This is a genomic window from Streptomyces sp. NBC_00986, from assembly GCF_045162565.1.
Lineage (GTDB): Bacteria > Actinomycetota > Actinomycetes > Streptomycetales > Streptomycetaceae > Streptomyces.
Map to the genome: position 1 here is coordinate 5,219,276 of NZ_CP108733.1, position 13,796 is coordinate 5,233,071.

Annotated in this window: 9 protein-coding genes, 1 tRNA gene and 1 pseudogene; all 11 read right to left on the reverse strand. The window is 66.0% G+C overall.

The features are described 5' to 3' along the window. Positions 1-58: 58 nt before the first annotated feature. A complete protein-coding gene (locus OG504_RS22915; RefSeq protein ID WP_033279981.1) occupies positions 59-3,958 on the reverse strand; it encodes a DNA-directed RNA polymerase subunit beta' in 3,900 nt (1,299 codons plus the stop codon). A gap of 94 nt (positions 3,959-4,052) precedes the next feature. After that, positions 4,053-7,538 (reverse strand): DNA-directed RNA polymerase subunit beta, encoded by a 3,486-nt coding sequence (rpoB, locus tag OG504_RS22920; protein ID WP_405991495.1) that lies wholly within the window; start codon positions 7,536-7,538, stop codon positions 4,053-4,055. A 571-nt stretch (positions 7,539-8,109) separates the two neighbouring features. Next, positions 8,110-8,490: a 50S ribosomal protein L7/L12 gene (gene rplL / locus OG504_RS22925; protein ID WP_086021584.1), complete on the reverse strand. Its 381-nt coding sequence runs from the start codon at positions 8,488-8,490 to the stop codon at positions 8,110-8,112. 122 nt (positions 8,491-8,612) lie between these two features. Further along, on the reverse strand, positions 8,613-9,143 hold the full coding sequence (rplJ, locus tag OG504_RS22930) for a 50S ribosomal protein L10 (RefSeq protein WP_033279978.1): 531 nt from the start codon (positions 9,141-9,143) through the stop codon (positions 8,613-8,615). Positions 9,144-9,407: 264 nt separating this feature from the next. Continuing rightward, positions 9,408-9,630, reverse strand: a pseudogene (locus tag OG504_RS22935) (DUF1396 domain-containing protein); the annotation flags it as partial. 210 nt (positions 9,631-9,840) lie between these two features. After that, a complete protein-coding gene (locus OG504_RS22940; RefSeq protein ID WP_405991496.1) occupies positions 9,841-10,782 on the reverse strand; it encodes a hypothetical protein in 942 nt (313 codons plus the stop codon). 158 nt (positions 10,783-10,940) lie between these two features. Next, positions 10,941-11,666: a 50S ribosomal protein L1 gene (gene rplA, locus OG504_RS22945; protein ID WP_019055479.1), complete on the reverse strand. Its 726-nt coding sequence runs from the start codon at positions 11,664-11,666 to the stop codon at positions 10,941-10,943. Between the two features lie 79 nt (positions 11,667-11,745). Then, the gene (gene rplK, locus OG504_RS22950) at positions 11,746-12,180 is read right to left on the reverse strand and encodes a 50S ribosomal protein L11 (protein ID WP_019072313.1); all 435 of its coding nucleotides are present in this window, start codon (positions 12,178-12,180) and stop codon (positions 11,746-11,748) included. 168 nt (positions 12,181-12,348) lie between these two features. Then, on the reverse strand, positions 12,349-13,206 hold the full coding sequence (gene nusG, locus OG504_RS22955; RefSeq protein WP_033279975.1) for a transcription termination/antitermination protein NusG: 858 nt from the start codon (positions 13,204-13,206) through the stop codon (positions 12,349-12,351). Positions 13,207-13,283: 77 nt separating this feature from the next. Further along, positions 13,284-13,571: a preprotein translocase subunit SecE gene (gene secE / locus OG504_RS22960; protein ID WP_019055477.1), complete on the reverse strand. Its 288-nt coding sequence runs from the start codon at positions 13,569-13,571 to the stop codon at positions 13,284-13,286. A gap of 113 nt (positions 13,572-13,684) precedes the next feature. Continuing rightward, positions 13,685-13,757: transfer RNA gene (locus OG504_RS22965), tRNA-Trp, on the reverse strand. Positions 13,758-13,796: the final 39 nt, after the last annotated feature.

Sequence of the window (13,796 nt, forward strand, 5' to 3'; positions counted from 1 at the left end):
GAAACGCCGAAGGGCGGCACCCCGTACGGGGTGCCGCCCTTCAACGCGTTTCAGCTACTCACTGGTTGTACGGACCGTAGTCGTAGTCCTCCAGCGGAACGGCCTGGCCGGAGCCCGTGCCGAACGGCGAGTAGTCGATGTCGTCGTAGCCGACGGCCGAGTACATCGCGGCCTTGGCTTCCTCGGTCGGCTCGACCCGGATGTTGCGGTAGCGGGACAGGCCCGTACCGGCCGGGATGAGCTTACCGATGATGACGTTCTCCTTGAGGCCGATCAGGGAGTCGGACTTGGCGTTGATCGCCGCGTCCGTCAGAACCCTGGTCGTCTCCTGGAAGGACGCCGCCGACAGCCAGGACTCCGTGGCCAGCGAGGCCTTGGTGATACCCATGAGCTGCGGACGACCGGAGGCCGGGTGACCGCCCTCCTGGACCACACGACGGTTCTCCTGCTCGAAGCGCGAACGCTCGACCAGCTCGCCGGGCAGCAGCTCGGCGTCGCCGGACTCGATGATCGTCACGCGGCGGAGCATCTGCCGGATGATGATCTCGATGTGCTTGTCGTGGATCGACACACCCTGCGAGTTGTAGACCTTCTGGACCTCGCCGACCAGGTGGACCTGGACGGCACGCTGACCCAGGATGCGCAGCACGTCGTGCGGGTTGGTGGCACCCACGGTGAGCTTCTGGCCCACCTCGACGTGCTCGCCCTCGCTGACCAGGAGACGGGCACGCTTCGAGATCGGGAACGCCGTCTCGTCGCTGCCGTCGTCCGGGGTGACGACGAGCTTCTTGGTCTTCTCGGTCTCCTCGATCCGCACGCGGCCCTGGGCCTCGGAGATCGGGGCGACGCCCTTCGGCGTACGAGCCTCGAAGAGCTCGACGACACGGGGCAGACCCTGGGTGATGTCGTCACCGGCCACACCACCGGTGTGGAAGGTACGCATCGTCAGCTGGGTACCGGGCTCACCGATGGACTGGGCGGCGATGATGCCGACCGCCTCACCGATGTCGACCAGCTTGCCGGTGGCCAGCGAGCGGCCGTAGCACATGGCGCAGGTGCCGACGGCGGACTCGCAGGTCAGGACCGAGCGGGTCTTGACCGTCTCGATGCCGTGCTTGACCAGCTCGTCGATGAGGACGTCGCCGAGGTCGGTGTTGGCCGGGGCCAGCACCTTGCCGTCGACGGTGATGTCCTCGGCCAGCGCACGGGCGTACACGCTGGTCTCGACGTTGTCGGCCTTGCGCAGGACACCGTCCGCGCCGCGCTCCGCGATGTGCAGCTTGAGGCCGCGGTCGGTGCCGCAGTCCTCCTCGCGGATGATGACGTCCTGGGAGACGTCGACCAGACGACGGGTGAGGTAACCCGAGTCGGCGGTACGGAGGGCCGTGTCGGCCAGACCCTTACGAGCACCGTGGGTCGAGATGAAGTACTCGAGCACCGACAGGCCTTCACGGAAGGAGGCCTTGATGGGGCGCGGGATCGTCTCGTTCTTGGCGTTCGACACCAGACCACGCATACCCGCGATCTGACGCATCTGCATCATGTTTCCTCGGGCACCCGAGTCGACCATCATGAAGATGGGGTTGGTCTTCGGGAAGTTCGCGTTCATCGCCTCGGCGACCTCGTTGGTCGCCTTGGTCCAGATCGCGATGAGCTCCTGCGTGCGCTCTTCCTTGGTGATCAGACCGCGCTCGTACTGCTTCTGGACCTTCTCGTCCTGCGCCTCGTAGCCCTTGACGATCTCCTTCTTCGCCTCGGGAACGACGACGTCGGAGATGGCCACGGTGACACCGGAACGGGTCGCCCAGAAGAAGCCGGCCGCCTTCAGGTTGTCGAGCGTCGCCGCCACGATGACCTTGGGGTAGCGCTCGGCCAGGTCGTTGACGATCTCGGAGAGCTGCTTCTTGCCCACCGAGTAGTCGACGAACGGGTAGTCCTCGGGCAGCAGCTCGTTGAAGAGCGCGCGGCCCAGGGTCGTACGGAGGCGGAAGGTGTCACCCTGCTGCCACTCGGGCTCGCCCTCCTCGCGGACCGGCGGCACCCAGCCACGCGGCGGGATGGTGCCCACCGGGAAGCGGATGTCCACGGCCGACTGGAGCGCCAGCTCGCCGCCGTCGAACGCCATCGTCGCCTCGGCCGTGGAGCCGAACGCGCGGCCCTCGCCCTTGACGTCGCGGAGTTCACCGTCGGTGGTGAGGAAGAACAGACCCAGCACCATGTCCTGGGTCGGCATGGTGACGGGACGACCGTCGGCCGGCTTCAGGATGTTGTTCGAGGACAGCATCAGGATGCGGGCCTCGGCCTGCGCCTCCGCGGAGAGCGGCAGGTGTACGGCCATCTGGTCGCCGTCGAAGTCCGCGTTGAACGCGGTGCAGACGAGCGGGTGGATCTGGATGGCCTTGCCCTCGACCAGCTGCGGCTCGAAGGCCTGGATGCCGAGGCGGTGCAGCGTGGGCGCACGGTTCAGCAGAACCGGGTGCTCGGCGATGACCTCTTCGAGGACGTCGTAGACGACCGTGCGGCCGCGCTCGACCATCCGCTTCGCCGACTTGATGTTCTGCGCGTGGTTCAGGTCCACCAGGCGCTTCATCACGAACGGCTTGAAGAGCTCCAGCGCCATGGCCTTCGGCAGACCGCACTGGTGCAGCTTCAGCTGCGGGCCGACGACGATCACGGAACGCGCGGAGTAGTCCACACGCTTGCCGAGCAGGTTCTGACGGAAGCGACCCTGCTTGCCCTTGAGCATGTCGGACAGCGACTTCAGCGGACGGTTGCCGGGGCCCGTCACCGGGCGGCCACGACGGCCGTTGTCGAAGAGCGCGTCGACGGCCTCCTGAAGCATGCGCTTCTCGTTGTTCACGATGATCTCGGGCGCACCGAGGTCGAGGAGTCGCTTCAGGCGGTTGTTGCGGTTGATCACACGGCGGTACAGGTCGTTCAGGTCGGAGGTCGCGAAGCGGCCACCGTCCAGCTGCACCATCGGGCGGAGGTCCGGCGGGATGACCGGGACGCAGTCGAGGACCATGCCCTTGGGGCTGTTGGAGGTCTGCAGGAAGGCAGACACGACCTTCAGCCGCTTCAGCGCACGGGTCTTCTTCTGGCCCTTGCCGGTACGGATGATCTCGCGAAGCCGCTCGGCCTCTTCGTCGAGGTCGAAGGACTCCAGGCGCTTCTGCAGCGCCGCGGCACCCATCGAACCGTCGAAGTACGTGCCGAAGCGGTCACGCAGCTCGCGGTAGAGGAGCTCGTCGCCCTCCAGGTCCTGGACCTTGAGGTTCTTGAACCGGGTCCACACCTCGTCCAGACGGTCGATCTCGCGCTGCGCACGGTCGCGCAGCTGCTTCATCTCCCGCTCGGCACCTTCGCGCACCTTGCGGCGCACGTCGGCCTTGGCGCCCTCGGCCTCGAGCTCGGCCAGGTCGGTCTCGAGCTTCTTGGCGCGGGCCTCGAGGTCGGAGTCACGCCGGTTCTCGACCTGCTGACGCTCCACGGAGACGTGCGCCTCCAGCGAGGGCAGGTCACGCGTACGGCGCTCTTCGTCGACGAACGTGATCATGTACGCCGCGAAGTAGATGACCTTCTCGAGGTCCTTCGGGGCGAGGTCGAGCAGGTATCCCAGACGCGACGGGACACCCTTGAAGTACCAGATGTGGGTGACAGGAGCGGCCAGTTCGATGTGGCCCATCCGCTCACGGCGCACCTTGGCGCGGGTCACCTCGACGCCGCAGCGCTCACAGATGATGCCCTTGAAGCGAACGCGCTTGTACTTGCCGCAGTAGCACTCCCAGTCCCGGGTCGGACCGAAGATCTTCTCGCAGAAGAGTCCGTCCTTTTCGGGCTTGAGCGTGCGGTAGTTGATGGTCTCAGGCTTCTTGACCTCGCCGTGGCTCCACTGACGGATGTCGTCAGCGGTTGCCAGACCGATCCGGAGCTCATCGAAGAAGTTGACGTCGAGCACTATGCGTCAATCCCTCTCAGGGTTGTAAGTCTTGGGGTCTGATACGGGGGTCCTGGGGCCGGAGACCTGCGTGGCGCAGGTCTCCGGACTCCCGTCAGACCTCTTCGACGCTGCTCGGCTCGCGCCGGGACAGGTCGATGCCGAGCTCCTCCGCTGCGCGGAAGACATCCTCGTCGGTGTCACGCATCTCGATGGACATACCGTCACTGGACAGCACCTCCACGTTCAGGCAGAGCGACTGCATCTCCTTGATGAGCACCTTGAAGGACTCGGGGATGCCGGGCTCGGGGATGTTCTCGCCCTTGACGATGGCCTCGTAGACCTTCACGCGGCCGGTGACGTCGTCGGACTTGATCGTCAGCAGTTCCTGGAGGGCGTAAGCGGCGCCATAAGCCTCAAGCGCCCACACCTCCATCTCGCCGAAGCGCTGACCACCGAACTGCGCCTTACCACCCAGCGGCTGCTGGGTGATCATCGAGTACGGACCGGTCGAACGGGCGTGCAGCTTGTCGTCGACCAGGTGGTGCAGCTTCAGGATGTACATGTAGCCGATCGAGATCGGCTCCGGGAACGGCTCGCCGGAGCGGCCGTCGAACAGGTTGGCCTTTCCGGAGGCCTGGACCAGCCGGTCGCCGTCGCGGTTCGGGATCGTGGCCTCGAAGAGACCGGAGATCTCGTCCTCGCGGGCACCGTCGAAGACCGGGGTCGCGACGTTGGTACCCGGCGCGACCTGGTCGGCGCCGATGACCTGCAGGCGGCGCGCCCAGTCCTCGCTGAGCCCGGAGACGTCCCAGCCGCGGCTGGCGAGCCAGCCGAGGTGGATCTCCAGGACCTGTCCCGGGTTCATTCGGGACGGGACACCCAGCGGGTTCAGGATGATGTCGACCGGAGTCCCGTCCTCGAGGAACGGCATGTCCTCGATGGGCAGGATCTTGGAGATGACACCCTTGTTGCCGTGGCGGCCGGCCAGCTTGTCACCGTCGGTGATCTTGCGCTTCTGCGCAACATACACCCGGACCAACTGGTTGACGCCGGGCGGCAGTTCGTCGCCCTCCTCGCGGTCGAAGACGCGAACGCCGATGACCTTGCCGATCTCGCCGTGCGGCACCTTCAGCGAGGTGTCGCGCACCTCGCGCGCCTTCTCACCGAAGATCGCGCGGAGCAGACGCTCCTCGGGGGTCAGCTCGGTCTCACCCTTGGGCGTGACCTTGCCGACGAGGATGTCACCGGCGACGACCTCGGCACCGATACGGATGATGCCGCGCTCGTCGAGGTCGGCGAGGACCTCCTCGGAGACGTTCGGGATGTCCCGGGTGATCTCCTCGGGGCCCAGCTTGGTGTCACGGGCGTCGACCTCGTGCTCCTCGATGTGGATCGAGGAGAGGACGTCGTCCTGCACGAGGCGCTGCGACAGGATGATCGCGTCCTCGTAGTTGTGACCCTCCCAGGGCATGAACGCCACGAGCAGGTTCTTGCCGAGCGCCATCTCGCCGAACTCGGTCGCCGGACCGTCGGCCAGCACCTGGCCGGCGATGACCCGGGCGCCCTCGTCCACGACAACCTTCTGGTTGACGGAGGTGCCCTGGTTGGAGCGGGAGAACTTCGCCAGGCGGTACGTGGTGTACGTGCCGTCGTCGTTGGCGGTGGTGATGTAGTCCGCGGAGACCTCCTGGACCACACCGTCCTTCTCCGACTTCAGGACGTCACCGGCGTCGACCGCACAGCGGTACTCCATGCCGGTGCCGACCAGCGGCGCCTCGGACTTGATGAGCGGCACGGCCTGACGCATCATGTTCGCGCCCATGAGGGCACGGTTGGCGTCGTCGTGCTCCAGGAAGGGGATCATCGCGGTCGCGACGGACACCATCTGGCGCGGCGAGACGTCCATGTAGTCGACCTCGTCACCGGGGACGTAGTCGACCTCTCCGCCACGGATGCGGACCAGGACGCGGGACTCCTCGAAGCGGAACTCGTCCGTCAGCGGCGCGTTGGCCTGCGCGATGACGAATCGGTCCTCTTCGTCGGCGGTCAGGTAGTCGACCTCGTCGGTGACGACACCGTCGGTGACCCGGCGGTACGGCGTCTCGACGAAACCGAACGCGTTGACCCGGCCGTAGGAGGCGAGCGAGCCGATCAGGCCGATGTTCGGGCCTTCAGGGGTCTCGATCGGGCACATGCGGCCGTAGTGCGAGGGGTGCACGTCACGGACCTCGAAGCCGGCCCGCTCACGGGAGAGACCACCCGGGCCGAGCGCCGACAGACGGCGCTTGTGGGTGAGACCCGACAGCGGGTTGTTCTGGTCCATGAACTGCGACAGCTGGCTGGTGCCGAAGAACTCCTTGATGGAGGCGACGACCGGCCGGATGTTGATCAGGGTCTGCGGCGTGATCGCCTCGACGTCCTGGGTCGTCATCCGCTCGCGGACGACGCGCTCCATACGCGCCAGGCCCGTACGGACCTGGTTCTGGATGAGCTCGCCGACATTGCGCAGACGACGGTTGCCGAAGTGGTCGATGTCGTCGGTCTCGACGACGATCGTCGTGCCGTTGTCGCCAACGGTCTCGGTCTCGCCGGCGTGCAGCTTCACCAGGTACTTGATCGACGAGATGATGTCCTCGACGGTCAGGACGCCGGCGTCCAGCGGGGCTTCGCCGCCCAGCTTCTTGTTGACCTTGTAGCGGCCGACCTTGGCGAGGTCGTAGCGCTTCGGGTTGAAATAGAGGTTCTCAAGAAGCGTCTGCGCGGCCTCGCGGGTCGGGGGCTCGCCCGGACGCAGCTTGCGGTAGATGTCGAGCAGCGCGTCGTCCTGGCCCTGGGTGTGGTCCTTCTCCAGGGTGGCGCGCATGGACTCGTACTCGCCGAACTCCTCCAGGATCTGCTCGGTCGTCCAACCGAGAGCCTTGAGCAGGACGGTGACGGACTGCTTGCGCTTGCGGTCGATGCGGACACCGACCATGTCGCGCTTGTCGATCTCCATCTCCAGCCAGGCACCCCGGGACGGGATCACCTTGGCGGAGAAGATGTCCTTGTCGGACGTCTTGTCGATCGAGGAGTCGAAGTAGACGCCCGGCGAACGGACCAGCTGCGACACGACGACACGCTCGGTGCCGTTGATGACGAAGGTGCCCTTGTTGGTCATGAGCGGGAAGTCGCCCATGAAGACCGTCTGGGACTTGATCTCGCCGGTCTCGTTGTTGGTGAACTCAGCGGTTACGAAGAGCGGGGCGGCGTACGTGAAGTCGCGCTCCTTGCACTCGTCGATGCTGTTCTTGGGAGGTTCGAAACGGTGGTCGCGGAAGGTCAGCGACATCGACCCGGAGAAGTCCTCGATCGGAGAGATCTCCTCGAAGATCTCCTCCAGACCGGACTTCGTGGGGACGTCCTGACCCGACTCCAGAGCCGCCTCGACCCGACTCTGCCAGGCGGAGTTGCCGAGCAGCCAGTCGAAGCTCTCGGTCTGCAACGCGAGCAGGTTGGGAACCTCGAGGGGCTCCTTGATCTTTGCAAAGGAGATGCGCAGCGGGGCGGTGCTGGCGCCGTTGTTCATATTCGCGGTCGAGGCAGTGCGCGAGGCGGCCAAGAGGGGGTCCTTCCGAGGGCTCGGACTCACTACGCGCGTACCGGCCCCTCTCAGGGGCAAAGAGACATGGACTTCCTGAGACGGCCCGGAAAGGCCAGGTCAGAGTTGGTCCGGTCATCGATGCTCAAGTGAGGGCATGCCCCTGGTGACGGGCAGGGAGCAGCTAACAGGCAGCGCAAAGGGTCAGTGTAGCCACTTGGCGCACTGATGTCCAGCCCCGCTTTTTTGAGACCCTCGTCGTGCTCAACACCCTCGGCAAGCTCACGTCCTCAACGCGTTGATACTGCCCTCTTCGCCGCCGATCCATGCCTCGGATTCGGATCGTTGTGACGACGCGTCCTGAGAATTGCGCGCTGCGTGCGGTTCGTCAAGGCCTCCATGGCCCACACCACATGCCACCAGGGATGCCCGGAGGCACGAAGAAGATCACCATACTCCGCGAACCCCTGATCGCAAGGCTGCCGCTCACCCGACCCAGGAACGCCGAAGAGCGACCACCCAGATGGATGATCGCTCTTCAGTGCTGAGGCGTTACAAGGTCCTTGGGACCTCGTTCACGACCTCGAAGGTGTTACTTGACCTCGACCGAGGCGCCGGCGGCCTTGAGGGACTCGGCGGCCTTCTCGGCGACGTCCTTGGCGACCTTCTCGACGACGGGCTTCGGGGCGCCGTCCACGAGGTCCTTGGCCTCCTTCAGGCCCAGCGAGGTCAGCTCACGCACGACCTTGATGACCTGGATCTTCTTCTCGCCGGCGCCGGTGAGGATGACGTCGAACTCGTCCTGCTCGGCCTCGGCCTCGACGGCAGCGGCCGGGCCGGCGGGGGCGGCGGCAACCGCGGCGGCGGCGGTGACGTCGAACTTCTCCTCGAACGCCTTCACGAACTCGGAAAGCTGGATGAGGGTCATGGTCTCGAACTCGGCGAGCAGTTCGTCCTGGGTGAGAGCCACGATGGCTTCCTTCCACTAATTTCGGCTGGTGCCGGTGTGTACATGTCTGGCGGGCGTACGTTCGGCCCGCTACGACCGTTGCCTTGGGCGCGGAGCCTCAGGCGGCGGTCATGCTGCGAGCCGAATTACTCGGCACCGCCCTGCTCTTCTTGCTTGGCGCGAAGGGCGTCCACCGTGCGGACGAGCTTCGACGGAAGCGCCTGGAAGAGCTGCGCAGCCTGAGTCTGCTTGCCCTTGAAGGCACCCGCCAGCTTGGAGAGCAGAACCTCGCGGGACTCGAGGTCCGCGAGCTTCTTGATCTCGTCGGCGGACAGCGCCTTGCCGTCAAGGACACCGCCCTTGATGACGAGGTTCGGGTTGTCCTTGGCGAAGTCACGAAGACCCTTCGCCGACTCCACCGGGTCACCGGTGATGAAGGCGACCGCCGTCGGACCGTTGAACAGGTCGTCGAGCGTAGAGATCCCGGCCTCGTTGGCCGCAATCTTGGTCAGCGTGTTCTTCACCACGGCGTACTGGGCGTTCTCACCGAGCGAACGACGCAGCGTCTTGAGCTGCGCCACGGTGAGACCCCGGTACTCGGTCAGCACGGCGGCGTTCGAGTCGCGGAACTGTCCCGCGAGCTCGGCTACCGCGGCAGCCTTGTCGGGCCTTGCCATAGAGCGTCGGCCTCCTTCCGGGTGATGAGGACCGCTCAGAAGGGGCTGGGACAGAGAAAACGCCCCGGCGCAGGCGCACGGGGCGTAGCTCGACCGGAAACAACATCCCGGGAGCACATCCAGTTCACCTGCGCGGGTCGTCCACTGTTCAGCGGATCCTTCGGTCACCACACCCTTTGAGAGGCGCGGCAACGACCAGCGGTCTTTGGCTTCTGAACCACCGTACGCGAGCGTCACGGACTGAAGCAAATCCGCCCGTACGGCTCAGCCCCGGGCGCTCATCATCAACTCGGCGAGGTCGGTGATGTCCTCCGCCGGCGGGGCGGTGACCGTCACCGGTTCCTTCAGGTCGAGGAAGGTGACCGTCATGTCGAGCGGGCCCTTGTCGCCCTCGCCGCGCATCCGGAACCGCTTGGTGTGGTCCTCGCTGTCGACCCACATGTCCATGGTGCGCGTCGACGCCCGCCTTCGGGTACTGCTCGACGCTCCTCTTCGCCGCCTTCGCTACGGCAGACGCGGACGCCATGTCCGGCGGCTGGTCCGCGACGAGCTTCGAGCAGCCGACGGCACCGGCGGCGGCGAGCCCCGGCGAAGTCCCGTGAGCCTCGGCGAGCTCCTGCGGGTCCCCGCGAAGTCCCTTGGCCCCGGCCGGAGTTGGCCCTGGCCGGACTTGCGCCCGGCCGGAGTTGTCATCCGCTCAGGAACTCGTGCCGGACCCGGTCGACGTGCCGCTGCTGTCCGAACCCGCACCCTGCTGCTTCAGCAGTGCCGTGAAGTCCTCGGTGTCGCTCGCCGGGGGCACGGTCGCGTCGACCTTCACGCCGTAGTCGCTGTAGTAGGCGGTCTGGCTGTACTGGCCCGAGGACATCTGGCCCTTCTCGACCTTCTTGACCAGCAGGTTCTGGGCGTTGACCCAGATGTCGACCTGCTCCGTGGTGACGCCGGCCGCGGTGAGCTGCTTCTTGAGGCCGGCGAGCTGGCTCGCGGTGAGGTTGGAGTTCTTGGCGGCGAGGTCGGCGACGTCCACCGTGCCCGAGTAGTGAGTGGCCTGCTGGCCGCGCACCGACTCCGCACCGACCTTCTTGACGTCCCCGGAGGCGAGCAGGAGCTTCACCGACTGGTTCGGCGTGGAGTTCTGCATCTGGTCCTTGAGGTACGCGCCGGAGCTGCCGCCGAGCTTGGCCAGGTCGTCGTAGTCGTACTTCAGCCAGTGCTTGCCGCCCGCCTGCTCGGCGAACTTCTCGCCCATCTTCGCGTAGTAGGCGTCCGGCAGATAGCGGGCCTCCATCGACGTGCTCCCGGCCGCGCGCATCGTCTGGGCCAACGTGCCGCCGGTGTACGTCATCGTGAGGACGCCGGTGATGCCGTCGCCCCAGCCGAGGCTGCCCTTGGCGTCCATGGACATCAGGGAGCCCATCTCGGTGGAGGACTCGACCTTCGCGGAGTCCGCCTTGTCGGTGGACTGCTCGGCGCTGCGCAGGGCCGCTATGGGGCTCACCCGGGTCGAGCCCTTGCCCACGGCCTTGTCGTCCTTGCCTGAGCCCCCGGAGGACCCCGAGGAGCCGCAGGCGGCCACCGAGGCCAGTGCGGTCGCCACCGCGATCGAGAGACCCACCCGGCGCACGGTCGTGCTCTTCATCCGTCCCCACCCCTATGCGATTGCTGTGCCTGCCAGAAACGCTAGCGCAGCGCACTGACACCCCGTCCGAAAAGAGGACGAGCCCCGCAACCAGAAGGTTGCGGGGCTCGCTCAATGCTGACGCGTACCGGACGCGGCTACCGAGGTGAGCGCGGGGCTCAGACGGAGGCCGGGTCCTCCTCGACGAGGAGGTTGCGGGTGCGGTTCGGGTCGAGCGGAATGCCGGGGCCGATCGTGGTGCTGATCGCGGCCTTCTTGATGTAGCGACCCTTGGCGGCGGACGGCTTCAGACGGAGGATCTCGTCCAGGGCCGCGCCGTAGTTCTCCACCAGCTGGGTGTCGTCGAAGGACGACTTGCCGATGATGAAGTGCAGGTTCGAGTGCTTGTCGACGCGGAACTCGATCTTTCCGCCCTTGATCTCGTTGACGGCCTTGACCACGTCCGGCGTCACGGTGCCGGTCTTGGGGTTCGGCATGAGACCACGGGGACCGAGCACGCGGCCGAGGCGGCCGACCTTGCCCATGAGGTCCGGGGTGGCGACGACGGCGTCGAAGTCCAGCCGGCCCTTCGCCACCTCGTCGATGAGTTCGTCGGAGCCGACGATGTCGGCGCCCGCGGCGGTCGCGGCCTCGGCACGGTCACCGGTCGCGAAGACCAGGACCCGGGCGGTCTTACCGGTGCCGTGCGGGAGGTTCACGGTGCCACGGACCATCTGGTCCGCCTTGCGCGGGTCGACACCCAGACGGAAGGCGACCTCGACGGTGCCGTCGAACTTGGAGGTGGAGGTCTCCTTGGCGAGACGGACGGCCTCGAGCGGGGCGTAGAGCTTCTCCCGGTCGATCTTGGCGTCCGCAGCGCGGAGAGACTTGCTGCGCTTGCTCACTACTGCTCCTGTGTGTGTTCTGAGGAGTCGTGGTGTGGGCCGAGCAGGCCCTGCCACGGTCTTTCCTACGAGGTGAAGGTCAGCCCTCGACCGTGATGCCCATGGAACGGGCGGTGCCGGCGATGATCTTCGACGCGGCGTCCAGGTCGTTGGCGTTCAGGTCGGGAAGCTTGGTCGTGGCGATCTCACGGACCTGCGCCTGGGTGATCTTGGCGACCTTGGTCTTGTGCGGCTCGCCGGAGCCCTTCTCGACACCCGCGGCCTTGAGGATCATCTTCGCGGCCGGCGGCGTCTTGGTGACGAAGGTGAAGGAGCGGTCTTCGTAGACCGTGATCTCCACCGGGATCACCCAGCCACGCTGCGACTCGGTCGCCGCGTTGTAGGCCTTGCAGAACTCCATGATGTTGACGCCGTGCTGGCCGAGCGCGGGGCCGACCGGCGGGGCCGGGTTCGCCGCACCGGCGTTGATCTGGAGCTTGATGAGCCCCGTGACCTTCTTCTTCTTGGGAGGCATTGCTCTCTCCGGGTCCTAGTGAGAGTGTTCGGCCTCTGTCCGGTTAATCCGGATGGAGGCATACCGCACAACGATAACGGGTATCTATGCGCGGCTAAAAACCGCGCAGGTCAGAGAGGCTTTTGACAGCCCGTCTGACCTGCGCGGAAGACGTAACTCCAGGAAGAACTAGTTCTTCTGGATCTGGTCGAAGGAGAGCTCCACCGGCGTCTCGCGGCCGAAGATCTCGACGAGGCCCTTGACCTTCTTCGAGTCGGCGTTGATCTCGTTGATGGTCGCCTGCAGCGTCGCGAACGGACCGTCGGTGACGGTGACCGAGTCGCCGACCTCGAAGTCCAGCACCTGGACCTCGACCTTGCGCTGCGGAACCGGCTTGCCCTCGGCCTCGGCGGCCTCGCGCGCGGCCTTCTCCTCGGCCTCCGGGGCGAGCATCTTGACGATCTCGTCCAGGGTCAGCGGGTACGGGTCGTAGGCGTTGCCCACGAAGCCGGTGACACCGGGGGTGTTGCGGACGACACCCCAGGACTCGTTCGTCAGGTCCATGCGGACCAGGACGTAGCCCGGGAGCTTGTTCTGCTTGATCGTCTTGCGGTCGCCGTTCTTGATCTGGACGACCTCTTCTTGCGGCACCTCGGCCGCGAAGATGTAGTCCTCGACGTTCAGCGAGACGGCACGCTGCTCCAGGTTGGTCTTCACGCGGTTCTCGTAACCGGCGTACGTGTGGATGACGTACCACTCGCCGGGCAGGAGACGCAGTTCCTCACGCAGGGCGACCACGGGGTCGACGGGCTCGGCCGGTTCGGCCTCTTCCTCGTCGTCCTCGGCCGTGGCCTCGTCGTCGAGGTCCTCGGTCGCTTCCGCGTCCTCGTCCTCGACGTGTACGGCGGCTTCCTCGGCCGGCTCGCCCGCGTCGGCGTCCGCAGCCTCGACCTCGTCCAGCTCCTCGTCCGCGCCCTCGACGATGTCGAGTTCGTCTTCCACGGACTCGTCCGGCTCGACGGCCTCGTTCAGGTTCGGGTCAGACACGTGGCTGCTTCTTCCTGGATACATGGGGGTGGAACACGCGAAAGGGGCGCCGGTCAGGGCGCCCTTCGCTTCCGGCCTCAGCCGAAGACGTACTTCGCGGCGTGATTGAGTCCATAGTCAATCACGGTCACGAGACCGATCATGATGACGACGAAGACGATGACAACCGTCGTGTACGTCGTCAGCTGGTTGCGCGTCGGCCAGACGACCTTGCGGAGCTCCGCGACGATCTGGCGGTAGAAGATGCCGAGGCGCTTCAGCGGGCCCTTCTTGGCGCGCTTGCCACCCTTGCGGGCCTTCTTCTTGGACTCCGACACCTCGTCCTGGGCATCAGGCATGTCGATGGAGCCCACGGCGTCCGCCATTCATCCTCACCTGTTCCCGGGTCGTGGCCGTGCCGCGCCCGGTCTGAGCCGCACGGCGGTGCATTGCTGTACGTACATGCGCTGCGCACACATCCTGGTGAAGGTGTGTGTAGCAGGGCCGGAGGGACTTGAACCCCCAACCGCCGGTTTTGGAGACCGGTGCTCTACCAATTGAGCTACGACCCTTTGTGACGTCCCCAACGTACCGCATCCGCCCGGGTGCTC

What these genes read in the sequence shown, in the direction of transcription:
- secE (WP_019055477.1), bottom strand. Translation starts at nt 13,571, where the DNA reads ATGGCGGACGCCGTGGGCTCCATCGACATGCCTGATGCCCAGGACGAG.
- rplJ (WP_033279978.1), bottom strand. Translation starts at nt 9,143, where the DNA reads ATGGCAAGGCCCGACAAGGCTGCCGCGGTAGCCGAGCTCGCGGGACAG.
- OG504_RS22940 (WP_405991496.1), bottom strand. Translation starts at nt 10,782, where the DNA reads ATGAAGAGCACGACCGTGCGCCGGGTGGGTCTCTCGATCGCGGTGGCG.
- rplK (WP_019072313.1), bottom strand. Translation starts at nt 12,180, where the DNA reads ATGCCTCCCAAGAAGAAGAAGGTCACGGGGCTCATCAAGCTCCAGATC.